Here is a 25224-nt window from a genome sequence, read left to right as displayed (position 1 = left end):
GAGGGAAAAAAGATGGCAAAATATACAATCGTTGATAAAGATACTTGTATTGCATGTGGTGCTTGTGGCGCTGCTGCACCAGACATTTATGACTATGATGATGAAGGTATTGCATTCGTAACATTAGACGATAACCAAGGTATCGTTGAAATTCCAGATGTATTACTTGAAGATATGATGGATGCATTCGAAGGTTGTCCAACTGACTCAATTAAAGTTGCTGACGAATCATTCGACGGCGATGCTTTAAAATTCGAATAGTCTTTTATTAACTTCAAAAAATACCTCTCATTCATTTGAGGGGTATTTTTTGTTTTCTATTTTCAGTCTCCTTAATAAAAAACCATTAGTAGTTGTATACTACTAATGGTTTTATTTTATATTTATGCATTTTTCATTTTTGCAAATACCCATACTTTCAGGCGTGAGAATAACGCTACAAATACAATTGTTACAACAATTCCTTTAATCAAATTAAATGGTAAGATTGCCGTTACAACCGTTGTTTTTATCGCTTCGCTAGACATAGCTGGTGAATTTAAAAACCAAGTGTAAGCTGGGAATATGATGATGTAATTTAATACACTCATAATGAGCGCCATTGTAATTGTCCCTAGCATTAATCCTGTCGTTAAACTCTTAACAGTACGATACTTCCTAAATAAGAAAGTTGCTGGTCCAATAAATAAACATCCTGCAATAAAGTTAGCAATTTCTCCAACTGGTACTCCCGTTAAACTCCCTTGAATCCCGTAATGTAAAATATTCTTTATCGCTTCTACAATTACCCCTGCAACTGGCCCGAAAATAATCGCAGCAATTAGAGCTGGCACATCACTAAAATCAATTTTTAAAAATGGCGGAAGCCCTGGGAATGGGAAATCCAACATCATCAGTAAATATGCAATACTACTTAGCATTGCTACACTCACCATCTGCACTACACTGTTTTTTTGTTTCATCTTTCTCTCTCCTTTTCCATCGATCATCTCATGGAAAGTGGAAAGGTTCTGCTATGCCTACTTTTTCATAGAACGAAAAAACCCTTTGTGTTTTACACAAAGGGAGAATTTAAGGCACATCAAACAGACGTTCAAATACCTATCTTTTTTGAACGCTTGAACCTCCATCTTCTCCCATCCAGACTGTACTGTCGGCTTTGGAATCACACCAAATCCTGCCTTAACGGCTCGCGGGCTTAGAACAAAATCACATATAGTTCATCACCGCCGGTCGGGATTTTCACCCTGCCCCGAAGATAGACCGATATTCTATTTTCTACTTCATTATACAACAACATGATCGTATTGTGAACAAAAAAATCGTAACTTATTAAAAATAAGTTATTAATTTTACATAATCAAAATCATTCATTATATTTTACAATACACTCCATATTTTTTAGTATTCGGCATTTCTCCTATGAATCCCCTAGTCATATATAATTAAAAGTGATAAGATGTTGAATTGTTAAGATAAGAACATTTTCTGGATTATGGAGGAAATGTCATGAAGAAAGAAAAGAGACACTCTATTCGAGAAACAATGAAAAAAAACTTAAGGAAAGAATACTTTTACTTAAAAAAAGAATTACTTTTCTACTGTCCAATTGATTTAGGCACATTCTCAAGCGAGACATACTATGCTGCTTTCGATGAAGATGGCATCAGTATTTATCAGTATGATAAAAAGTCAGAAAGTAAATTAAAATTATGTGAGCGTCATCCATGGAAGAGTTGGAATAAAGTAAAGGTTGATCATTATTTGACAACTTCACAATTTATTTTTCAAGGTGAGCGAAACTGGATATTATCCCTTTTCCAAAAAGGAAAAGAAGCTCAAAAAATAATAGAAGAGCATACATCTTTACAAATTGAAGTTGTTTCCCGCTCTTTCTTAAAAAAGCTTCCTGGTTTCCGTTCTAATGCACCGTTGAATAAATACATCGGCAGCATTTGCTATACTGCACTCATTGCATTTTTATTAAAATGGATGATTCCATTTCAAGGACCACAAATCGCCCTGTACTCTATTTCAATCGGTTGTATGCTTCTTGGTTTACTTTGTTTGACAATTGGTTTAATTGAACCGACTATTGTACTATTTCGAACAAACGAAAAAACAAGAGCGAAAGTATTTTACTTATATAGCTACTTAGCTATTTCTGGATTTATATGTGTCTTTATTTTTTGGTAAAAAAGAGCTAGTTTTAACTAGCTCTTTTTTTACTTTACATATAATTGTTGATTTGGATAAATCAGCTCTTGTTGCAACCCATTTTTTTCTTGAATTTCCTTAACTGACATTCTAAATTTCCGCGCAATGCTAACTAGAGTGTCGCCTTTTTGGACGACGTATAACGATGAAGAAACTGCTTCATTTCTTTGTTCATGTAAAACAAGCAATGGATTCATCGCATTCTTTTTTGCCATCGTCCATCTTCCTTGATGAACTTCTAAATGTAAGTGTGCACCTCGGGATTCTCCTGTATTTCCTACTTCTCCAATTATTTCTCCTTTTGAAATATAATCCCCTTGAACTACATATCTCTTATTTAAATGTGCATACACAGCCTCATATTCTCCATGTTTAATAAAAACAACGTTTCCATAACTACTTGAATAATAAGACTTTGTTACCTTACCTTCTTGAATAGCTGACACAGGCGCGCCAATCGGTGCCGCTATATCTATACCGTAGTGTTTTCCGTGCCTTGTTCCAAAATAATCACTTATCTGTCCTTCAACAGGCCATGCCCATTGATTTCCCTCTGCGTACACATGTAATTGAGATAAAAATAGTACTGTCAATAACATGACGCCATATTTTAAAGCTTTCATATACATCCTCCGTTTTCTAATTACGACCATACCTTCTCTATTTTGGTATATTACAGAAAAAACTATACAAAAAAAGAAAGTGAATCACTCCACTTCCTTCTCTTTCTTATCACGAAAAACGATTGCACTGCGATTATACTCTACATCTTTTACTTGTAATCGAGCGTTTATTACTCTAGCTACTGCAAATAAATAATCAGATAATCTATTTACATACTTTAGAACAACTTCATTTATTTCTCCTTCTTTTTGCAGGGACACGATACATCGTTCTGCTCGCCTTACAACTGTACGTGCAATATGAATAGCAGCTGCCGACTCGCTTCCACCTGGTAAAATAAACCGTTCTAGTGGCGGTGCTTCTTCTGTATACGAATCGATCCTACTTTCTAAGTTTTCGACCATTTCAATTTTTACTTTATAAGGAATTTTCTCGCCTACTATCGCCAAGTCTCCCCCGCAATCAAATAGTTCATGTTGAATCGTTTCAAGTTCATTGTAAATATCTCCGAAAGACCCGCCTTGTAGTTTAGTCATCGCATATCCAATATGAGAATTCGCCTCATCTATTGTGCCATATGCTTCAACTCGGATATTATCTTTATCCACTCTGCCGCCTATTACACTTGTTGTCCCTTTATCTCCTGTTTTTGTATATAATTTCATCGCTTTACGACACCCCTCTCATCATTCTTCATTCGACTAAGTTAGAAAAAAAGTTCTACTATTATTTATTTAATTGATTTTACAAAAAAATAAACAACAGTAGAACTTTATTCATTATCAACTTTAAAAACGTATATCTAAATTATACGATTCGGTAAATATACAGAGAATGTAGTTCCCTCTCCAACGACACTTGAAACAGCAATTTTCCCATCATGGCCTTGCACAATATTTTTTGCAATCGCAAGCCCGAGTCCTGTTCCACCTTTTTTCCCACGTGTTCTTGCTTTATCAGCTTTATAGAAACGATCAAATAAAAATGGAATATCTTCTTCTGGAATACCAGCGCCCGAATCTTGTACTTCAAAAATAAGACCATTATTTTTCGTATCAATTACAAGCGTTACATGTCCACCTGCGTTCGTATGACGTATTGCGTTATCAATTAAATTCGTCAATACTTGTTCCATACGATCTGCATCAAACGGGTATTGCTCAATTGGATTTTTGAAATCAACCGTTAACGCGACTTCTTTATCCTTTGCAATTCCTTGGAATTTACGACTTATTTTTTCAACGAAAGGATGAATATCAACTTCACCTATATGTAACTCTACATTACCACTTTCCATACGCGCTAAATCTAACAATTCATTTACAAGTTTCCCTAAACGAACGGATTCATCATAAATGATTTGAACAAACTCGTTAATTTCTTCTTTTGTTTGCACAATATCATCTAAAATTGCTTCACTATACCCTTGGAGCATGACCATCGGTGTACGAAGTTCATGTGATACGTTCGCAATAAAGTCTTGGCGCATTTTCTCAAGACGGCGTTCTTCCGTCATATCACGCAATACAGCTACAGCCCCACGAATTTTCGTTTGATTGTAAAGCGGCGTCATAAGAACTACATAGTTACCTTTTTGTAAATTAATTTCAACCACTTGTTGTTGTTCGCTTTCTACAACGAGATGGAATAGTTCAACAAGTTCAGAAGGTAGTTTTTTACTGAGCTCTATCTCTTTTTCTTCTTGCCAAACTTGTAAGAAATGTTCAGCCGGCGGATTGATTACAACGACTTCACCCTCTTGATTTAATGTAATAACCCCATCTGCCATACTACTTAAAATACTAGCTAACTGTTCTTTCTCTTGCTGCAGGGCATTCATATTAAACTTCAACTGTTTCCCCATTTGATTTAAGGCTGTTGCAAGCTCACCAATCTCGTCCTGGGATACCATAGGAGCTTTTGCATCAAACTTCCCACGCGATACCTCAAAAGCAACCTCACGCATTTTACGAAGCGGTGCTGTAATTCGAGTAGATAAGAAGAATGCAAAGAAAGTTGTTAATATAATCGCAATCCCTGCTGATAAGAATATAAAATCAGTCGTTCTTTCCATACCTTGTATCGGCACTTGTAAAGATTCGTATACAAACACTGCACTTTGATTTTTTGACTGTACTGGTTTTCCGACAATCATAATATCATTTTCAGTATTTTTATTCTTTCTACTATTAGAGGCTTTTCTAATGTTATTCTTAATTTCTTTTTTGTCTGTAAACACAGCCGCTAATTCTTTATCTTCTTTTAAGTCATCCATTGTAAGAGTGACTAATCCTTCTTGTTTCGGTGAAGAAGATATTTCTTTTCCATCTTCTACAATAATGATCCTTGAAAGTGGATCAGAGAATTTGTATGCGATATTCTCAATCGTTTTTACATCGGCACCTTCTTCAATTAACTCTGAAACACTTGTTGCAACTTTTTGAAGCCTAGCTTCACTCATATCAACATAATATGTTCTAAAAAACTGTGAAAGTAAAATCGCAACAAATCCAAGCACGAACGAAACGAGAAGTAATATGGTCATCCATAACTTCCCTACTACACTTCTCCAAAGCATCAGTCGTTCACAACCTCAAACTTGTAACCTACTCCCCAAACGGTAACAATCATCTTCGCAGCATCGGGTGATTTTTTACTTAACTTCTCACGTAAACGCTTTACATGCGTATCAACTGTACGTAAATCTCCGAAGAATTCATATTGCCATACTTCTTTTAGCAATTGCTCACGATCGAATACTTTATCAGGCGCTTTCGCTAAGAATAATAGTAATTCGTATTCTTTCGGTGTTAAGTTCACCTCATTACCATCTGCTGTAACACGGTGTGCATCATTATCAATTGTTAAATGAGGGAATACAGTAACATCTTTTGTCGTTGTATCTTGTGTAAAGAATGTTGTTGGTACAGAACGGCGTAAGACCGCTTTCACTCGAAGCACTACTTCACGTGGGCTAAATGGTTTCACAATATAATCATCAGTTCCTACCTCAAACCCTTGTACTCGATTTACTTCTTCACCTTTTGCTGTCAACATAATAATTGGCGTCGCTTTCTTCTCACGAACCCCTTTACATACTTCGATACCATCTTTACCCGGCATCATAAGATCTAATAAAATTAAATCATAATCATTTTGCAGCGCCATTTCTAAAGCTGTATCACCATTGTCTGCTTCTTCAATTGTGTATTGTTCTCTCTCTAAATACATTTTCAACAAACGACGAATACGATCCTCATCGTCTACAATTAAAATTCTTGATTCATTTTCCATTTCTACCCGTTGCGTACTTTTACCACAACGGTTCACACCTACCCTTCTATACTATTATGTTGCGCTATTCTCGTTTATTTAAGCAATCTTCTAAATGTTTCACTTCCCATATTATGCTTCACAAGAATAATAAAGTTTGTTCAATTTTTTTCCAAAACTATGTATTTTTTTTGAACAGTATATAATGTCCTCGACATCATTTTACAAAATCAACCGCTACTTTGTCATGTTTTTCTCAAAAAAGAAGAAAAGTTGACAAAAATAAAATAGGAAAGTGACATACACTCTCCTATTTTATTTCTCTATGCGTATGAATGTAAACCCGCGATAATTAAGTTTACTACAATAAAGTTAAACATAATGATTGCAAAACCAATTACCGCTAACCATGCTGACTTCTCTCCGTGCCACCCTTTTGATAAACGTAAATGTAATACCGCCGCATAAAAGAGCCAAGTTATAAGTGCCCAAACCTCTTTCGGATCCCAGCCCCAAAAACGTGTCCACGCTATTTGAGCCCAAATCATGGCGAAAATTAATGCACCTAATGTGAAAACTGGGAATCCAATTGCAATAGAACGATATCCTATTTCATCTAACAAATCGCTATTCGTATTTTTCACTAACGGCTGAAGTGCCGCTGATACTCGTTTACGTAAAATTAGCCTTAATACGATATAGAGTAACGTTCCAACTAACATTGACCAAATAACAGTATTTAATTTTTTCGCATTTACAATCGCCGGAACTTCAACTGTCGGCTCTAATTTATTTTCTGTCAGTAACTTCCCTTCATGCGGCCCCACTAAAGCCGGAAGATTGTATTTCATTTCCACTTGTTGTTCATTTTTATCAATCCATTGAAACTTCGCTTCATATTTCATACTAGAATATACCGTTGTTACTCCAATAAACCCAACTGTACAAACAAGTGTGAATACTACCGTCTCTAGCCAAAATGTACGTTTACTTTTCACTGATTGATCTACATTTTTCAATAAATACATAACGCCCGTAATAAAACTAATTGCTAAAATTGCTTGTCCTGCAGCCGCAGTCGTCACGTGAATATGTAACCAATTACTTTTTAAAGATGGAATAAGCGGTGATATTTCCCTCGGAAACATACTTGCATAAGCAATTAATAAAAGCGCAACTGGTAATGCAAATAGTCCGATTATACTTACGCGGTACATAAAGTACATGACAATAAATGCTCCGACAAGCATCATGCCGAAAAACGTACCAAATTCAAAAAAGTTACTAACTGGCGCATGACCTGATGCGATCCACCTTGTTACAAAATAAACTGTTTGTGCAATAAACCCTAAAATTGTAATCGTTATTCCTACGTTTGCCCATTTATGACCCTTTTCTTTAATTGCTCCCCCAAAAAATAGAGTGGCAATTAAATATAAAATAAATGCGGTAAAGAGAAAGTTACTACTTATTTGCACCATATCGTTTCCCCACCTTAACTAATTTTTTTATCGACTACTTTATCATTTGGTTGCGGAATTGCTGTACCTTCTAGTACTCTTTCAATATCTTTCTTTAAACCGAACCAGTTTTTATTCGTATGTCCTGCAATCCACCATTCATCATTAACGCGTTGTATCCAAATACGGCGATGATTCCAATACATTCCTTGAATGACACCAACCATAAATATAAATCCTCCAATACCGAGAATCCAAAGCGTTAAATCTTTCCTTACAGTAAGTGCTGTTGCATTTTGCATTTCCACGCCTGCAAACGACATTTTATATTTATTATTTCCATCAGGTTCTATATTTTGCTGAATACCAACAAAACTCACTTCACCATCTGGTGTTTCAGGCGTAAACATTTTAAATACAAATGCAGGGTTGTTTGGTAATTTTGTTTTTGTATTTGGCCTTCCATTCTCATCAAAATAAAAATCAGGGAAATAGCTTAATAGTTCTAAAGAATAACCATTTCCTAAATCATATTTTTCTGCAGGGTTTGTTAAATCAACTTTAATCGGTCCCCACTTTTGATTATTTTCTTTATTTTGCAAACGGAAGGACATACTTTTAAATTCATTTTCTCTATAACTCAATTGATAAACAGCAAATTGATCAAATTTCAGCGGTTCATTTACTCGAATTTCAACTTCTTTTACTTTTTCCAATTTTGGTTTTTGTCCAGCTATCTTTTCACCTACCGCTTTATATAATACGGCATTCGTTTGGAAGTTTTTCGCAATCATTTTATCACCTACACGGTCAATTGCTTCATCAAAAACTTCCTTGTCCTTACTTTTATCATAAACTTCCTTTATAAACTTCTCACTTTTTAAATAATATTGGCCATCCGTCCCTGGTATTTCTTTCGTTTCACCATCACGTAACCAAAGCGTTTCATCTACATACATACTCGGTAAAAAACGAAGCATCGCACCGAATAAAAAGATAATAAGACCGATATGATTTACATATGGACCCCAACGCGAGAAACGTCCCTTTTCTGCTAAAACGTTTCCGTCTTCCACTTTCACATTATAGTTCGTTTTCTTTAAATTCTTTTGAACTTTTTCAAAATCTCCCTCTTGCGGTGTACCAGTGCCATATAATCTTTGTCTCTTTAAAAAGCTAGGGTGTCTTTTTACCCCTTGCTTCTTTAAAGCTTTATAAAGTGGAATGACACGGTCTAAGCTACATATCACAAGAGAAATACCAATTGAAGCAATTAACATCATATACCACCATGAACCGTATAAATTATTAAAGCCTAATTGATAGTATAATTGCCCTAAAAATCCGTATTCTTGCTTATAATATTCAGCTGGTGCAATTCCTGGAGTTATGTACATTTCTTGCGGAAAAATAGTCCCTATCGCCGATGCAGCTAAAGTGATTACAATGAGCCATACACCCACTTTTACAGAAGAGAAAAAGCTCCAAATTTTATCAATAATCGTTTTTGTTTGCGTGAGAGATCTCCGAGCACTCCCCTCATAGCGCATATCCAATAGTTTTATATTTTCATTGCTTTCAAATGGTTTCCCACAAGCTTCACAAAAAACAGTTCCTATCGGATTCACATGTCCACATTCACATTTAATTTCTTTCAACACTCTCACCGCCCCTGTATCTATATGTACTATTGTATATTCTAACCTCAAGTTACCGCAATACTCAGAATTTTTAAACCGAAGGCACTATAGGTAAGCGCCTTGTATGTAAAGGTTTTCTTTATTACGGAGTGATTTTCTTTAAATACTCCTCCAATTGTTCCTTCGTTTGTTCACCTTTAATCTCTTGAATCACCTTACCATCTTTATCAATCAAGAAGCTTGTTGGTAATGGTATTACTCCATACGTTTTTATAATTTCTCCACCTTTATCGATTGCAACGGGGAACTTAAGATCGTATTGTTTCACAAAATTCTTAACAGCAATATCCGTTTCATCTGCATCTAACGCAATGATTTCAACGCCTTTTTCTTTATACTTTGGATATAGTTCATTCATATAAGGCATTTCTTTCTCACAAGGTTTACACCACGTACCCCAAAAGTTTAAAAATACACCTTTTCCCTTAAAATCTTTTAGCTCAATTTTCTTTCCTTCTAAATCTGTCACAACAAAGTTAGGTGCTTCTTTTCCAATTTCCATTTTCTCTTCTTTAGAGAAATATCCTTGATAAAGTGTAAATCCTACAGCACCGCTTAAAATGAGCAGAATAATAACGCGAAATAATAAGCGATTTTTTTTCATATTGTTTCCCCTCTCTTCGACGAGTGATGAATATATGTATTTTTAATAAATCACCAGCGGAGCATTCCACTGGTGAAAGTTTCACAATATCGATTAGCGAGGCTTTGTAGAAGCCAATGCACGTAATTGTTTCACCTCATGCGGTGTCAATTCTCTTGCATCACCAGGTCGCAAGCTACCCACTTCTAAAAAGGCGTAGCGTTCACGCTTTAGTTTCACTACTTTACAGTCTAAAGCTTCAAACATACGACGTACTTGACGGTTACGACCTTCATGAATTGTTAATTGTACAATCGCCATTTCTTTACGCTTGTCCCAAGAAATGATTTTCACACGCGCTGGTGCTGTTTTTCCGTCTTCTAACATAACACCGCGTTCTAACATGCGAATTTTCTCACCTGTTAGAGGACCTTTTATTTTTGCAACATATGTTTTTTCAACTTTATATCTAGGGTGCATTAATACATTTGCGAAGTCCCCATCGTTTGTCATTAATAATACGCCAGACGTATCATAATCTAATCGTCCGATTGGGAATAAACGTTGTGTAATTTCCGGGAAAAAGTCTGTTACAACACTTCTTCCTTTATCATCTGATACACTTGAAATTACGCCAGTTGGTTTATATAGTAAAAAATAAACAGGTTCTTCTTTTTCAAGAGGAATGTTATTCACTTCTACTTTATCTTGAGGAGTTACTTTCGTTCCTAACTCCTTCACTATTTTTCCGTTAACTTTCACTTTTCCTTGCTGAATTAATTCCTCAGCCTTTCTTCTCGATGCAATACCTGCTTGCGCAATCACTTTTTGTAATCGTTCCATTTCTTTTTTTCACCTCGAATTTATCTTACCTTACATTAGAAAGACTTGGCAACCGCATACGCTTAACGGCTTTTCGCTTCCTCTTACTTAAACAACATAGCGATGATAATAAACATATAAAGGTCAAATCATGGTTTTACCTTTTATTATTGTCCATATTTTTCATATTGCTCACAATAAAAGTTCATTATTTTGTCAAAAATACCGCATAAAAAAACCACTATTAAGCAACACCTTAATAGTGGTCGTATACGTATTATAAGCGAAATAGCATAAAAAATGAATAGTATTACTTAAACATTAAAGAAACAAACACAATCGAACAAATAATTCCGATTAAATCAGCAAAAAGTCCTACTTTTAATGCATCTCCCATTTTTCTAATTCCAACAGCTCCGAAGTATACTGTTAAAATATAAAAAGTCGTATCTGTACTCCCTTGCATCGTAGAAGCCAATCGCCCAATGAATGAGTCTGGTCCATATGTGGCAATTAAATCGGTCGTAATACTTAAACCAGCAGAGCCCGAAATAGGGCGTATAAGTGCCAGTGGAACAATTTCTGCTGGGACATGAATTAAATCTAACATCGGCTTCATTACTGATATCATTGCATCCAATGCACCTGAAGCTCGAAATATAGAAATAGATACGAGCATTCCAACCATAAACGGTAAAATAGAGATTGCAATTTGAATTCCTTCTTTTCCCCCCTCAACGAACGATTCATACGTCGGCACTTTCTTTATCGTTCCATATAAAAGAATAAAACCAATTACACAAGGGATTACCCATAATGATATCGTATTAACAATACTCATTTTTTCCGCCCCTTCCTACTCCTTCTTCGGTAAAAATAGCGATCAATCCAAATCGCTCCGATCATAGAGAGTACTTGTGCAATGAATGTTACCCCAACAATTTCAGTTGGATTCGCTGATTCATACGTCATTCGAATCGAAATGACAGTAGTAGGAATTAAAGTAATCGCTGATGTATTTAACGCAAGAAACGTCACCATAGAACGGCTCGCCGAATCCTTTCCCCCATTTAACTCTTTCAATTGTTCCATCGCTTTTATACCAAGAGGGGTCGCAGCATTACCTAACCCAAAAAAGTTAGCCATCATATTCGATAAAATAAATCCCATTGACGGATGGTCCTTTGGTATTTCTGGAAACAATCTTTTTACTATCGGCATAAAAAGTGACACTAACTTTTTTAACAACCCTGCTTCCTCTGCAACTTTCATTAAACCGAGCCAAAATACTAAAACACTAATGAGCCCTATACAAATTGTTACTGCGTCTTTTGCTCCATCAAATACTGCTTTATTGATTGCTTCCATCGTTCCATTTATCATGGCATATACAATCCCTATGACTGCCATCGCTACCCATACGAGATTAACCATCGCTTCCAACACCTATCATATGAGAAAAAATTTCTTTCACATTATTCCAATACACTCCCGTTGTAGCTACTAACTTTCGTTTACTATAAAATAAATTTCGTTCTCCAACTTTCTCATTGCCAACATAAATTTCTGTCTTTCCAACCTTTACTCCATCCTTAAGTTTCGCACTTTTATCGAGTTCAACTTTTAATACGACATTCTTTCTTTCCTGCTCAGTTAAAGGTACCGCAAAACTATTTTTCGTATAAACATGATTGGCATATTTCTTTTCAGTTATTTCAGCAAGAGCTCCTTGTCCTACAACGTTTGTTTGTTTGAAACGTTCAAAACCTTTATCAAATAAATTCATATGATCATCCCAATCGCTAGAAGCGCTCAAAGTCACGACAATTAAATCTAGTCCATCTTTTGATGCTGTTGTAACAAGCGTCCGTCCTGCTTTCTTCGTAAAACCCGTTTTTCCTCCTGTTGCAAATTCATAATAAGACGTCACAAGTTTATGTTTGTTTTTCCACGGATAATCCCACGAATCTGATTTATACGTTTTTGTCCCAAAAATCTTCTTAAAGGTTTCGTTCCCCATTGCATACCTTGTTAAAAGTGCCATATCATAGGCCGACGAATAATGGGATCCATCTCCATCCAAACCATGTGGGTTTGAAAAGTGAGTATCTTTCATTCCAATTTGTTTCGCCTTTTCATTCATTAAATATACAAACCCTTCTATACTCCCTCCTACATTTTCAGCAATTACTTGTGCTGCATCATTACCAGATCTAAGCATGAGTCCGTATACTAAATCCTCTAATTTTACTTTCTGTCCAGGCTTTAAATAAATTGCTGAGCCTTCTACTCTCACTGCTTCATTACTAACCGAGACCATTTCTTTCATTTTTCCTGACTCAGCAGCTAACAAGGCAGTCATAATTTTTGTTATACTAGCAATCTTTTGCGGCTCATGTTCTGCTTTTCCGTATAATACGCGACCTGACTGTTGCTCCATTAATACAGCATTTCGAGCACTAACATTGCTGGTCATCTTTGCATATGTAGGAATTGGTATAACGCTTGCGTACATAATAAGAAGCGTAATGATTACACAAATTCGTCTCATATTTCCCCCCACGTCCTTTTGGCACTTTTTGTACAAGTGTATGCTTGGCCTTTTAAAATATGAACGAAATCTCCCTCTCCTACCAATAAAAAAGACGCAGAGAACCTGCGTCTAATAAGGTGTCCATTCTATTTGTTTTGCACTTTCAAATCTTTTTTCTACATCCGGCCAATTTACAACATTCCACCAATTTTTAATATATTCATCTTTTCGATTTTGGTATTGTAAATAATACGCATGTTCCCACACGTCTAGTACAAGGAGCGGTATCGTATCCCATTGTGTAAATAATTGATGAAGTGTACTCTGTAAAATTTCTAATCTTCCCGATCGCGGAACCCAAACGAGAATTGCCCATCCTGAACCTTCCACTTTAGAGGCTGCTTCTGTAAAATGTTTTTGAAAACGCAAGAAACTTCCAAAATCTTGTTCAATCCGGTGTGAAAGAGCCCCTCTTGGACTTCCGCCGCCACCTTTTTTCATGTTATTCCAAAATATTGTGTGCAAGTAATGACCTGATCCATGAAAAGCAGCTTCTCTTTCCCAATGCTTAATTAAATCAAATTGATTTGTTTTTCTCGCTTCTTCCATCATCTTCTCTGCCTTATTTAATCCTTCCACGTAACTACGATGATGTTTATCATGGTGTAACATCATAATTTCTCTAGAAATATACGGTTCTAACGCATTATATGGATATGGTAGTGGCGGGAGTGTATGCCCTCCAATTGGAACAGCTCGTTCACTATCCCCTCTTTCACATAGTTCATATTCCTCTTCTCCCTGCACGAATACTTCCTGCAAATGATGCTGAATATGTTCTACATCATCACTTATTTCATACATAAACTCTGCATCTGTATCATACTCATGCTCTTTCATACGATCTAATAACGTTTGAATTTTATAAGCAAGCATATGGACATCATACACTTCCATTGCACGGCTATCTAATACGTGAAGAACACTTTCACACCAGCTTTCTACTTCATGAAAGTAATCTGTGAATACACCTTGCTGACTCATGTTACACCTCCTTAATGCTATCCCCTTAAATATATTCAAAGGAAATCCCTTATATAACTGTGCAAAAGGAAAAGAAGCTAAGTACCCTTAGCTTCTTTTTCACAATTAATATTTGTGTAACATCTTTGTTTGGTAATCCGTCTCATAATATTCTAGTTCTTCACGCATCAATTGAAATTTACCTTCTAAATTCTTCATTACTTGCTCTATAGATGCAGGTGGCGTTTGTTGAAAAACGATGGAGTTTTTCCCTGTATAAGCAGATCGACTATTTTCATACCAATGATCACTCTTTGGTGAAAAAAACTCTGCAATTACTTGATGATAAATTTTATATAAAATCTTTTCAGCTGCTGTCTTTCGAAATGGCTGGCTATTTAACAAAACAAAACACGCATCATGCCCTTCTTCACAAAAAACGAGAAGACGTCTTATTGACGCTAATAACCCTTTATAATATTGTTCGTTTCCTGCCGGTGTCTCTTCTAATAAAGAAGGCAACGTATGATAATTTACATAATTGGTTATCAAATGAATAACATCTTCTAAAAACATAGAAACTTGTTCTGTTTGATTTTCCACCATTAGATTAGACATTTTTCCCTCTCCTTTGCCAGTTCACGCTATTTCTACTCTTTTATTTTTATGTAATTCAGCCAATATTTCTTGTACTTTCACGACTATTTCCTCATCAAAATATTGTTGGAATTCTTCTATATTATTTAAATACAAACGTTTTTGCATGCGAAGCTCATTCTCTTTCAGTAAACAACAGATCGCTACAATATCCCGCAAATATATGTCTTGATTTTCTACTTTACATACCGGATTTCCTTCAAAAGGAGTAATTTCTTGTAAAGCTTCTTCAAAATATCGAACATATAAAACAGAAAAGGTTCTTTCTTTATCATTTAATATATATGTCACTTCAGATCTATTAAAGAAATCTTCTGATGTATTAGGTTTTGCTTTCTCTAGCTCATATCCCGCATAACCTATTATAATCATCTACTTCCCCTCTCTTCCTTCTTTCAATTTATTTTAACTTAATTTTCTGACAAACGAAATACTCTTTTAAATATAATCCCTATAAAAAAATAGCTTCCTCATACAGGAATTTACCTTTTTATTTTTCTTGAAGTTTGTCATAATAATATTATTGTCTCAGTTTTCTTATACAAGGAGAGTTGTATTTATGTCGTTTTCATGGAAACGTTTCTTACAAATCGGGAAAATTATCTTCCCATTTGTTGTATTAACCATTGTATTCTTTCAAGCAAAAAAAGAATTAGCAGGCATTTCTTTTTTAGAAGCAATCAATACAATTAAAAACATTCCAACCGGAGGAGTCTTTTTAGCAATTACACTTGGTGCATTTGCCGTATCAACAATGTTCTTTTACGACTATGTTATGCTTCGTTATTTAAAAGCTGATATACCTGTCCAAAAGATTTTTCGTATCTCATGGATTGCTAATACCTTAAATGGATTTATTGGATTTGGTGGTCTCGTTGGAGCGGGTGTACGTACGATGCTTTATCGTCCATACATAAAAGAAAATGGCAAGCTGATTAAAAGTATCGCCTGGATGACAACTGCTTTTATTAACGGACTCGCTATTCTTTCATTCCTCGGCCTTATTGGAATATTAGACACAAGTTTTATTTTGCATGAAAAACCGTGGCTATGGCCTGTTTTGATCTTCTTCGCCCTTTTCGTCCCTATATACATCGGCTTTTCTAAACTAAAAAATAGAAAACCAAAGCAAACCGAAGGACAAGATGAACGAGAAGAAGAGAAAAATCCAACTGTTTTATACTCATTAGTTTCGTTAGTTGAGTGGGTATCTGCTGGTATTGTTATGTACGTCATACTAATATTATTTGGCATTGATATCGAATTTCAAAAGTTTTTAGGTGTGTATGTCATTGCTGCTTTAGCTGGTGTTGTTAGTCTTGTACCTGGTGGACTTGGTTCATTTGACCTTGTCTTTTTAACTGGGCTCGGACAATATGGCATTGATACAGGCGTATTACTACCTGCTATGTTATTATATCGCCTCGTCTATTACATTTTACCATTCTGCCTCGGTCTTATTTTTGCAGCTTTTGAAATGACAGGCGTGGCCATTAAAAAGTTTGAAGACAAACCTTTTATTGCGCCTGCATTAGAAACAACTGGTGTTATATGGACTTTGCAGCGTGATTTTCTAGGAAAACTAGGTTCATGGGCCTCTGCTGCTTTAACAGTATTTGCTGGATTAATGGTTATTTTATCGACCATTCTACCGACAAGTATAAACAGAGCACACGCCTTACATATTCTAGCTCCAAAACATCTTATTCAATTTTCTTTTAGCTTATCACTAACATTCGGTATTCTCCTCCTAATCCTTTCACGAGGCATATATTATGGAACAAAGCGTTCTTACTATATGACGATTGTTTCTTTAATCGGAGCAGCTATCTTTAATACGCTAAAAGGGATTGATATTGAAGAAACGTTTATTTTATTAATTGTACTCGCTGTATTATATATGCTTCGTAAAAGATTTGTACGCGAGAAAATGGAAGTCTCACTTTCTGATATCGTAAAAGTTTTTATATTCTTACTTATAACTTTATATTTATATAAAAACTTAGGGATTTTATTTGCAGGTGCAAAAGAAGCTTTTAAACCTGATTTTGTCGTTCGTAATATTACGCAAGTAAAACGAAGTGCATTAGCAGCTGCCTTTTTCGTTCCTACATTTTTACTAATTGGCTCACTCATTGCTAATCGTTATCGAAATGAATTTCCCGGGCAACCAGCTAATGATAAAAGATTGCAAAACTTTTTAGATGAACATGGTGGAAATGTACTTAGTCATTTAGGTTTTTTAGGTGATAAACAATTCTTCTTTAGTAGTGATGGGAAAGCGCTCCTTCTCTTCTCTATAACTGGAAAACGTCTTGTTGTGCTAGGTGATCCAATTGGAGATCCTTCCTCCTACCGTACTGTGTTACAAGAGTTTTTAGCTGAAGCTGACCGATTTGGATACATTTGTGTATTCTACCAAATCGAAAGTAAATGGATGAGTTTATATCATGATTTTGGTTACAACTTCTTTAAGCTTGGTGAAGAGGCTGTCGTTGACTTGAACACATTTACAATAACAGGAAAAAAACGTGCCGGTATGCGAGCAACTTTCAACCGTTTTGAACGAGAAGGCTATACATTCTCTATTCACCAGCCGCCGTTCTCAGATGAACTATTTGAAGAATTAAGAAAAGTTTCAGATGCGTGGCTCGGTGGAAAAAAAGAGAAAAGTTTCTCACTCGGATACTTTGATCGTGAATATATTAGCCGTGCTCCTATCGCTACATTATCTGATGCAGATGGAAAAATCATTGCATTCACGACATTTATGCCCGTATATCAAGACGGATCATTGTCTGTTGATTTAATGCGCTATTATCCAGATGCGCCTAGCGGCATTATGGATGCAATTTTCATCCACCTATTCCAGTGGGCAAAAGAAAATGAATACCACTCCTTTAATATTGGTATGGCACCACTTTCAAATGTAGGTTTATCGACACAATCTTTCTGGTCTGAACGGGTTGCTGCTGCCATCTTTAATAATGTTCGTTACACATATAGTTTCAGCGGGTTACGACATTTTAAAGAAAAATATAAACCAGCATGGAGCGGTAAATATTTAGCATTTAGAAAGAATCATTCTTTACCAATTACGATGCTCTCTGTAACAAAATTAATAGGAAAAAGAAAAAACAGCTAAATAGTTAGCTGTTTTTTCTTTTTTGAACTTGTACAATAAATTCTTTTTCATATTTCTTACCATTTATATAGAAATCTCCCCATATTTTGTACGTTCCTTCAGCAGGAAATGTAATACGGTATTGTAATTGTCCATCTGTATCAACAGGGATTGCATATAAAAAATTTTCTCTCGTTTCGTCCACAATATAGAGCGCCTCCACTTCTCCTCTCTCTGAATGTAATTTCAATTTTTCACCCTTTTTCGCTTGAAATTGAAATGTTAACGTCACTGGCTCATTCGGATGCAGTGCACCGAATAAAAGAGAAACTTCATACTCCCCTATTTTTTTTGTAAGTACACTATCGATTGGAAATTTTACTTTTTTCTTATTTTTCTCCTCTATTTCCTTCCCAAAATCTTTCTTCGCAAATGATTGCACAGACTTATTTTTGTCTTCATATAAAAATATTGTATATCCTTCATCTTTCGCTATTTTAGAAGATACCTTATATGATCCATTTCCTGCGAATGTAGGTTTCATTTGTTGTACATGTTTTAATTGTCCGTCTACAATAACTGCCCGAATTTGATCATTCACACCACGCACTTCGCTACTTTTATTATTTAATAATTGAAACACAATATCTGCTTTCTCATTTCCTTTTCCATTTGACACATCCCATTTTACTTCCTGAACATCACCTACAGTCTCTGTAGTTTCTTGATACTTTTTTATGTAAAATCCGCCTACTACAACAAATAGCAAAGCAACGAGTCCAATGACAAGATTTTTCAAAACATCACCTACCATTTTTATAGTCTCTATTCATACAAAACTTCTTACATATATATTCTAGATGACAATTTATGAAATCCTTCTGTTTTGCACATATTACAAATAATAAAAAGATTTTAATTGAAAGGATTCGTAGTGTATAATGCAAATGATATTGATTTCTATCAATACATTATAAGGAGGACTTTTCATGAGTGTACATATTGAAGCAAAACAAGGCGAAATTGCTGAATCTATTCTATTACCTGGTGATCCATTGCGTGCAAAATATATTGCTGAAACATTTCTAGAGGACGTTACTTGCTATAATAACGTGCGTGGTATGTTAGGTTTCACTGGAACTTATAAAGGAAAACGTGTATCTGTGCAAGGTACAGGTATGGGTGTTCCTTCTATTTCTATTTATGTAAACGAATTAATCCAAAGCTACGGAGTTAAAAATTTAATTCGCGTTGGAACTTGCGGTGCCATTCAAAAAGACGTAAAAGTACGTGACGTTATTATTGCAATGACAGCTTGTACGGATTCTAATATGAACCGTTTAACATTCCCAGGATTTGATTTTGCACCAGCTGCAAACTTCGATCTTCTAAAGAAAGCTTACGATGCTGGAACTGAAAAAGGCCTACACGTTCGTGTTGGTAACGTTTTAACAGCAGATGTATTTTACCGCGAAAGCATGGACATGGTTAAAAAGCTTGGAGATTACGGTGTACTAGCAGTAGAAATGGAAACAACTGCGCTTTACACATTAGCAGCGAAATACGGTGTAAATGCATTATCTGTCTTAACAGTAAGCGATCACATCTTCACTGGTGAAGAAACAACATCTGAAGAGCGTCAAACTACATTTAACGAAATGATTGAAATCGCTTTAGATGCAGCAATTCAACAATAATACATTAAAGAACTCGTCATACGTCTGTCGAGTTCTTTTTATGTGACTTTTTATTAAAAACTACTTCCAGAAGAGACAGATTTTCTCCTCTACTTTTTTGTAACGTTTGTTATAATAAAGAAACCATTTACAGTATTTCTCACAAGAGGTGACGCAGTGAAAAACAGAAGTATCGTCTTTAAACTATTTCTATTAACATCAACATTATTTACAATCATATTCCTCCTATTTTTCCTAGGACAATCTCTATTTTTAGAGAAATTTTATATTAATAAAAAAGTAAAAACAGTTCAAACTGCTTTTGAAAAGTTCGTAGATACGTACGAAAAAAGTGGGAAAACTTATGAAGAAATTCGAAAACTAAAACAAGAATTTCATGATAAAACAAATGCTGACATGCAATTTTTAAATACGAATGGCATTATTAAAAGCGACAACAATTACTATATTGATGTATTTAATCCTAAAAATAATGAGACATATTCTATTCCTCTCAATAATCTTTTAACACCCGAAGAATATAAGAAATTCGAAAACTTAGGATTGAAAAAAGACGATGTGATAAACGTCGTCGGTTTACTACAAAACAAAACAATAACACCAATAAAATTGACAACAAATTATAATAGATGGCAAAACGAATATACCAATTCAGATTTTTCATCTATTAATGGTAACCCTTCTAAAAATAGACTTACAAACCGATACAAAACTGTTACTCAAATTGAGTTTACTGGTACGATCTCTAAATTACAGCTTCCATCGAAAGCGGAGGTTCGTCTTGCAAATGATATTGAAACATTGCAAGCCGTTCAATATTTTGCAGAGCTTATTAGAAATGGCACTGCTAACTCGCAGCAATTAAACACTTATATAATAGATAGCGGGGAGAATATAAAGAATAGTATCTTTGTAAAACCTATTATAGAAAATGGAGAGATTACAGAATATGCTTTTGCGATAGCATCTTTGCAACCTGTTAATGAAGCGATGCTCGTTTTGAAAGATTATTATGTCTATGCCTTAATCATCGTATTTCTCGTAATTATTTTGTTATCCTTCTACTACTCAAAAATCATTGTGAAACCATTAATTAAAATGAATCGCGTTACAAAGAAAATGGCCAATTTTGATTTTAGCGAAAAATTACCTGTAACAGCAGACGATGAAATTGGAGGGCTTTCCGGTAGTATTAATACGTTATCTGTAAATTTAAAAGACCGAATCGATCGATTAAATGTTGCCAATACAAAATTACAACAAGATATTGAACGTGAACGTCAATTAGAAAAAACGCGAAAAGAATTCATTTCTGGTGTATCACACGAATTAAAAACACCGCTCAGTGTAATTAGAAGTTTCGCTGAGGGAATTAAAGATGGCGTTAGTAAAGATACGACGTATTACACAGATGTTATTTTAGAAGAAACTGAAAATATGAACAGACTTATTGTTGAAATGTTAGAATTAGCAAAATTAGAATCAGGTACGTACAAACTAGATATGACGACGTTCTCAATCGGTGAATTAATTCAACAAGTCTATACAAAGTTATTATTTAGCATGGAGGAAAAGCATTTACAAGTGAATATAGATGTAGACCCTTCTATATTTGTGAAAGCGAATCGTAGTCGTATTGAACAAGTAGTTGTGAATTTACTTAGCAATGCAATTCGCTATACACCAGATGGAGAAAAAATACAAGTCTCCGTTATGGAAATGGAAGGTACAGTAAAAGTTGAAATCGAAAACACAGGAAACCCTATTCCAGAAGAAAGTCTTGAAAAAATTTGGGATCGTTTCTATCGTTTAGATGCATCGCGTAGCCGTCATACTGGTGGTACTGGTCTTGGATTATCTATTGTTAAAAATATTTTAGACCTCCACCATGCCGAGTACGGTGTATATAATACGACTAATAGTGTTGTATTCTACTTTAATTTACAAAAAGTAAAAGAAGTCAAATAATTTGTCTTAATTTCACTAGGAGTTCACATGAAATTCACACTCTCCCTTTATAGTAAGAAACAAGTTAATCCTTTCCTTTACACATATAAAAGAGGAGAGTGCGTGAAATGAAACAAGCAGGACAACCTATTCAAAACGAAAAACAATTAGAAACTATCAAAAATATACTTTTACAATCTTCGAAACGTGATGGCTTATTATTCGTATTAGCTGTAAATTCTGGCTTAAAAGTAAGCGAAATCTTACAATTAAAAGTTAGTGATGTAATCGATGAAAATGAAAATGTTCGCCATTCCATTTTATTTTACAATGAAAAAGTAAAGAAACATAAATGGTTCGCTGTAAATGAAGACTTACAGCACGCGATCGAAGACTATATGAAAGAACGTAAAACTTGGAAACGTAATGAACCATTGTTAAAGTCTCAAAAAGGAACAAAATCTATTACGAGACAACATGCGTGGTACATTTTAAACAAAGCTGCAAAAGAAGTTGGATTAGAAGGGATTAGCTCACATACACTTCGAAAAACTTGGGGATATTGTGCATACAAATCAGGTGTTGATATCGCATTTTTACAACACTTCTTTGATCATAGTACTCCATCAAAAACTTTAAAGTATATCGGTATTGCTTAATAACTCTTATACATAAAAAAGGTTACCATTTATAAATGGTAACCTTTTTTATGTTTCACATTCTCTTTTCTTGTCTCTCCTATATTGTAGTGGTACTCTAATAGTAAGGGGGAGAAATTATGAACACTTTAACAATTGAATTACCGAAAGAAACGGCTGAAAAACTTGATTTATTAAAACAAGCTTATGAAAAGAAAACAGGTGCTTCTATTTCTGAGAGTACTCTTGTTCAAACACTTATCTCAAAAGAATTTATCCAAGCGATAACTCCTTTTGATTTACAACAATTCATCACTAGCAAAGAACAGCATTAATTGCTGTTCTTTTTTTATACTTTATCAGGGGTTTGCCGGAAATCTACCTCGAAACAATTCCTTACTTTAGCCAAACTTCTATTAGGCATCTCCCTATCGTTACTACCTCACAAAAAATTTTTTATTTATTTTCAGGAAAACCATTGACAATGATAATGATAACCATTATCATTTATTACGAAGCCAACAATTGATGAATCAACCAAACGCTCAGTAACATTGTTACCCCTCTTTTTCATATAGAAAGGCACTGTACATTCCCCCTGTTTGTACAGTGCCTTTCTTGTTTATTATCACTCAAACAAATTTAATTGCTCAGGCTTTGGCTCACCATATGTAATGTTCATCATTTTCATAAGCTGTTTCGCATTATCAGCCGCATCTCCGCCTGAATTATTGTTAAATAGTACGTATATGTCCTTTGTCTTCTTTTTTAATTGTTCTAGTCTTTCTACCCATTCTTCTAATTCTTTATTGTTGTAGCGATATAAGCAACGAACCGCTCTCCAATTTTCCCCTTTATCAAGCCAGCCATGAACATTTCGGCCATGAAAACGTATTAACACCATCTCTGCATTCGTTACTTCTAATACGAGTGGTACCGAACCCATCCCTGCCTGTGGCTCATCACAAATTGTATGAATCCATTTCTCTTGCTCTAGAAACTTTAACGTCTTATCTCTCATTTCTGGATAAAACCATGTTTGATTTCGAAATTCTATTGCACACGGAAAACCTTCCATTTTTTCTTTCGTATATCGGAGAAAATCTACATTTTTCTTTTTACAATCAAACCATGGTGGATATTGAAATAAAATCGTTTTTAATTTACCAGCTTCAATTAAAGGAAGAATAGATTGTTTATATACATCAAACATCTCATCGAACGTAGAAAAAGGAATTTCACCTTTCATATGTCCTGTCATTCCTTGATATGCTTTGACGATAAAAGAAAAATCTTTCGGTGTTTCCATTGCCCATTTCGTATAGTTTCGTGCAGGTTGCATCGCATAAAATGAACTATCCACTTCTACTATAGGGAAATACTCACTATATGTTCGTAATTTATTTCTATTTTCATAGGGGTCTATATATAAAGAATCATGATCTCCCCACCCTGTTACTCCAATGAAAAGCAAATATATTCCTCCCTTTTTAACTTCACCTACTATCCATTCTACTCACTTCCTGAACACTTCGACCAATCAATTTCATTAAGTAGTCCCTTCTTTAAGAGTATCCGTATAAAAATATGATATACTAGATGGAAGAATTTTTAAATTGAGGGGTTATTTATTTATGCTTCCAAAAGATGATATTGTGTCTCATGAAAAACGAATAGAAGAATTAGAAAATAAAGTACGTTTTTATGAAGAACTTGTGAATCAATTACCACATCATTTCACATATAAAAATCCACAGATTGGTTTACAAATAAAGAAAACGAGATCAACTCATTCTATTCAAAACATACAAAAAGAGAATAAAGAGGCTGATTTTCAGCTTACTTGCGATTCATTATTTTTATTTAAACAACTTGAAACATACTTTGTTCATATTTTTGATGCTTTTTCACATCATGTAACCTTTGTTGATAATAAAGGAAATATAACCTTATGTAATCAGGCTGCGGCAGATGATTTTGGTGTAGTCCGAAATGATATAATCGGAAAGCCAATTCAACAATTACTAAAATTACCTGAAGAAAAAATTAAAGCTCTTGAAACATTAAGAACAGGCACAGAAATATATAATGAAGAAGTTTTAGACAAAAACTATGGCATTTTAAATAACCGGATTATTCGTGATTATAACGGAGAAATTTTTAGAGTTATTAGTGTCTTTCATTATTTAAACACAGAACGTGATGCAGAAAAATTTTCGTTAGCAGGGCGAATTGCAGCTGGTATTGCACATGAAGTACGTAATCCTCTTACAACCGTACGAGGTTATTTACAATTTTTACAAGAAACTGTTTCTCCATCTAATAAAGAACTATTTAAAAACTTACTTATTCCTGAATTAGATCGCGCAAATAGTATCATTACAAAATTTTTATCTATTTCAAAAACACGTGAATTTACAAGAGAACCCTTTCCAATTAATACATTTTTACGTGATTATATTCAACAGTTACTAGCTAGCGAAGTCTTTTTACATAACATTTCAATTGATTATAATTTTTCTACCGAATTAGATGATATTTCAGTTCATATTGATCGTCATGAACTTGTGCAAGTTTTTTTAAACTTATTCCAGAACGCTGTCGATGCTCAAGGAGAAAAAAAACTTTCTATCCAAATTACTAGTTACCGCCTAGATAATTTTGTTCGTATTACTTTCACTGATAATGGAACTGGTATTCCATCAGCGATTCAAGAATATATATTTGATCCATTCTTCTCAACAAAAGATTCCGGTACAGGACTCGGCTTGGCAGTAACGAAAAAAATTATTCAAAATCATAACGGTACATTAAAAATGACTAGTAATGAAGATGGTACTACTTTTACTATTTCAATTCCAATCTTACCTAAAACAGCCCTTGAAAGATTAAATCAAGACAAATAAAATCCAATCCACGAACTGCA

At 34.7% G+C, this 25224-nt stretch carries 25 protein-coding genes and 1 riboswitch; of the genes, 8 read left to right on the top strand and 17 right to left on the bottom strand.

What is annotated here, in order from left to right:
- Window positions 1-12: 12 nt before the first annotated feature.
- Window positions 13-261 carry a ferredoxin gene (locus ACTFRN_RS05220; protein WP_001151996.1) on the top strand — a complete coding sequence of 83 codons (249 nt, stop codon included), beginning with the start codon at window positions 13-15 and terminating at the stop codon, window positions 259-261.
- 122 nt (window positions 262-383) lie between these two features.
- On the opposite strand, the gene ACTFRN_RS05215 is transcribed toward ACTFRN_RS05220, so the two are convergent.
- Window positions 384-962, bottom strand: a complete 579-nt coding sequence (locus ACTFRN_RS05215) for an ECF transporter S component (RefSeq protein ID WP_000810858.1) — start codon at window positions 960-962, stop codon at window positions 384-386.
- A 162-nt stretch (window positions 963-1124) separates the two neighbouring features.
- A riboswitch (FMN riboswitch) is annotated at window positions 1125-1264 on the bottom strand.
- 245 nt (window positions 1265-1509) lie between these two features.
- On the opposite strand from ACTFRN_RS05215, the gene ACTFRN_RS05210 reads away from it, so the two are divergent.
- The gene (locus tag ACTFRN_RS05210) at window positions 1510-2196 is read left to right on the top strand and encodes a hypothetical protein (protein WP_000711802.1); all 687 of its coding nucleotides are present in this window, start codon (window positions 1510-1512) and stop codon (window positions 2194-2196) included.
- A 29-nt stretch (window positions 2197-2225) separates the two neighbouring features.
- Here the strand turns inward: ACTFRN_RS05210 and ACTFRN_RS05205 are convergent, their stop codons facing one another.
- The 14 genes from ACTFRN_RS05205 to ACTFRN_RS05140 form a co-directional block, all read right to left on the bottom strand.
- Entirely contained in the window at window positions 2226-2840 is a 615-nt protein-coding gene (locus tag ACTFRN_RS05205; RefSeq protein WP_000645699.1) for a peptidoglycan DD-metalloendopeptidase family protein, read from the bottom strand.
- Window positions 2841-2924: 84 nt separating this feature from the next.
- Window positions 2925-3506, bottom strand: a complete 582-nt coding sequence (locus tag ACTFRN_RS05200) for a cob(I)yrinic acid a,c-diamide adenosyltransferase (RefSeq protein ID WP_000781287.1) — start codon at window positions 3504-3506, stop codon at window positions 2925-2927.
- A 137-nt stretch (window positions 3507-3643) separates the two neighbouring features.
- On the bottom strand, window positions 3644-5419 hold the full coding sequence (resE, locus tag ACTFRN_RS05195) for a sensor histidine kinase ResE (RefSeq protein ID WP_000964684.1): 1776 nt from the start codon (window positions 5417-5419) through the stop codon (window positions 3644-3646).
- Window positions 5419-6135 (bottom strand): DNA-binding response regulator ResD, encoded by a 717-nt coding sequence (gene resD / locus ACTFRN_RS05190; protein WP_000426862.1) that lies wholly within the window; start codon window positions 6133-6135, stop codon window positions 5419-5421. The genes resE and resD overlap by 1 nt, the downstream gene beginning before the upstream one ends.
- Window positions 6136-6437: 302 nt before the next feature.
- Window positions 6438-7595 carry a cytochrome c biogenesis protein ResC gene (resC, locus tag ACTFRN_RS05185; protein ID WP_000250095.1) on the bottom strand — a complete coding sequence of 386 codons (1158 nt, stop codon included), beginning with the start codon at window positions 7593-7595 and terminating at the stop codon, window positions 6438-6440.
- Window positions 7596-7609: 14 nt separating this feature from the next.
- Window positions 7610-9235, bottom strand: coding sequence for a cytochrome c biogenesis protein ResB (resB, locus tag ACTFRN_RS05180; RefSeq protein ID WP_000910531.1), 1626 nt, complete (start codon window positions 9233-9235; stop codon window positions 7610-7612).
- A gap of 121 nt (window positions 9236-9356) precedes the next feature.
- Window positions 9357-9878 (bottom strand): thiol-disulfide oxidoreductase ResA, encoded by a 522-nt coding sequence (gene resA / locus ACTFRN_RS05175; RefSeq protein WP_000742210.1) that lies wholly within the window; start codon window positions 9876-9878, stop codon window positions 9357-9359.
- 93 nt (window positions 9879-9971) lie between these two features.
- A complete protein-coding gene (rluB, locus tag ACTFRN_RS05170) occupies window positions 9972-10700 on the bottom strand; it encodes a 23S rRNA pseudouridine(2605) synthase RluB (RefSeq protein WP_000440555.1) in 729 nt (242 codons plus the stop codon).
- Between the two features lie 289 nt (window positions 10701-10989).
- A complete protein-coding gene (spmB, locus tag ACTFRN_RS05165; RefSeq protein ID WP_000029511.1) occupies window positions 10990-11520 on the bottom strand; it encodes a spore maturation protein SpmB in 531 nt (176 codons plus the stop codon).
- Window positions 11517-12113, bottom strand: coding sequence for a spore maturation protein SpmA (spmA, locus tag ACTFRN_RS05160; RefSeq protein WP_000247807.1), 597 nt, complete (start codon window positions 12111-12113; stop codon window positions 11517-11519). Before spmA ends, spmB begins: the two co-directional genes overlap by 4 nt.
- Entirely contained in the window at window positions 12106-13230 is a 1125-nt protein-coding gene (gene dacB, locus ACTFRN_RS05155; protein WP_001252623.1) for a D-alanyl-D-alanine carboxypeptidase DacB, read from the bottom strand. Before dacB ends, spmA begins: the two co-directional genes overlap by 8 nt.
- 111 nt (window positions 13231-13341) lie before the next feature.
- The gene (locus ACTFRN_RS05150) at window positions 13342-14256 is read right to left on the bottom strand and encodes a superoxide dismutase (protein ID WP_000082669.1); all 915 of its coding nucleotides are present in this window, start codon (window positions 14254-14256) and stop codon (window positions 13342-13344) included.
- Between the two features lie 105 nt (window positions 14257-14361).
- Window positions 14362-14853: a YpuI family protein gene (locus ACTFRN_RS05145; RefSeq protein ID WP_000067566.1), complete on the bottom strand. Its 492-nt coding sequence runs from the start codon at window positions 14851-14853 to the stop codon at window positions 14362-14364.
- A 21-nt stretch (window positions 14854-14874) separates the two neighbouring features.
- A complete protein-coding gene (locus tag ACTFRN_RS05140) occupies window positions 14875-15264 on the bottom strand; it encodes a hypothetical protein (protein ID WP_088106567.1) in 390 nt (129 codons plus the stop codon).
- A gap of 187 nt (window positions 15265-15451) precedes the next feature.
- Here ACTFRN_RS05140 and mprF point away from each other — a divergent pair, with 187 nt between their 5' ends.
- A complete protein-coding gene (gene mprF, locus ACTFRN_RS05135; RefSeq protein WP_000010863.1) occupies window positions 15452-18037 on the top strand; it encodes a bifunctional lysylphosphatidylglycerol flippase/synthetase MprF in 2586 nt (861 codons plus the stop codon).
- A gap of 4 nt (window positions 18038-18041) precedes the next feature.
- Here mprF and ACTFRN_RS05130 read toward each other — a convergent pair whose 3' ends face one another.
- Window positions 18042-18830 carry a hypothetical protein gene (locus ACTFRN_RS05130; protein WP_041184453.1) on the bottom strand — a complete coding sequence of 263 codons (789 nt, stop codon included), beginning with the start codon at window positions 18828-18830 and terminating at the stop codon, window positions 18042-18044.
- Window positions 18831-19005: 175 nt separating this feature from the next.
- Between ACTFRN_RS05130 and deoD the strand changes: the two genes are divergently transcribed.
- From deoD to ACTFRN_RS05110, 4 genes are all read left to right on the top strand, one after another.
- The gene (deoD, locus tag ACTFRN_RS05125; protein WP_000110707.1) at window positions 19006-19713 is read left to right on the top strand and encodes a purine-nucleoside phosphorylase; all 708 of its coding nucleotides are present in this window, start codon (window positions 19006-19008) and stop codon (window positions 19711-19713) included.
- 156 nt (window positions 19714-19869) lie between these two features.
- A complete protein-coding gene (locus tag ACTFRN_RS05120) occupies window positions 19870-21681 on the top strand; it encodes a sensor histidine kinase (protein WP_000797532.1) in 1812 nt (603 codons plus the stop codon).
- Window positions 21682-21788: 107 nt separating this feature from the next.
- A complete protein-coding gene (locus ACTFRN_RS05115) occupies window positions 21789-22319 on the top strand; it encodes a tyrosine-type recombinase/integrase (protein WP_000806236.1) in 531 nt (176 codons plus the stop codon).
- A gap of 119 nt (window positions 22320-22438) precedes the next feature.
- Entirely contained in the window at window positions 22439-22633 is a 195-nt protein-coding gene (locus ACTFRN_RS05110) for a DUF3924 family protein (RefSeq protein WP_001094859.1), read from the top strand.
- 293 nt (window positions 22634-22926) lie between these two features.
- On the opposite strand, the gene ACTFRN_RS05105 is transcribed toward ACTFRN_RS05110, so the two are convergent.
- A complete protein-coding gene (locus ACTFRN_RS05105; protein WP_049111617.1) occupies window positions 22927-23772 on the bottom strand; it encodes a DUF72 domain-containing protein in 846 nt (281 codons plus the stop codon).
- Window positions 23773-23932: 160 nt separating this feature from the next.
- Here ACTFRN_RS05105 and ACTFRN_RS05100 point away from each other — a divergent pair, with 160 nt between their 5' ends.
- Window positions 23933-25204: a PAS domain-containing sensor histidine kinase gene (locus ACTFRN_RS05100; protein ID WP_000937013.1), complete on the top strand. Its 1272-nt coding sequence runs from the start codon at window positions 23933-23935 to the stop codon at window positions 25202-25204.
- Window positions 25205-25224: the final 20 nt, after the last annotated feature.

The sequence above is a fragment of the Bacillus cereus group sp. MYBK245-2 genome, assembly GCF_051916145.1.
Classification (GTDB): Bacteria; Bacillota; Bacilli; order Bacillales; family Bacillaceae_G; genus Bacillus_A; species Bacillus_A pacificus.
The sequence above is the reverse complement of the archived record's forward strand: the minus strand, read 5'-3'. Positions and strand labels throughout refer to the sequence as shown.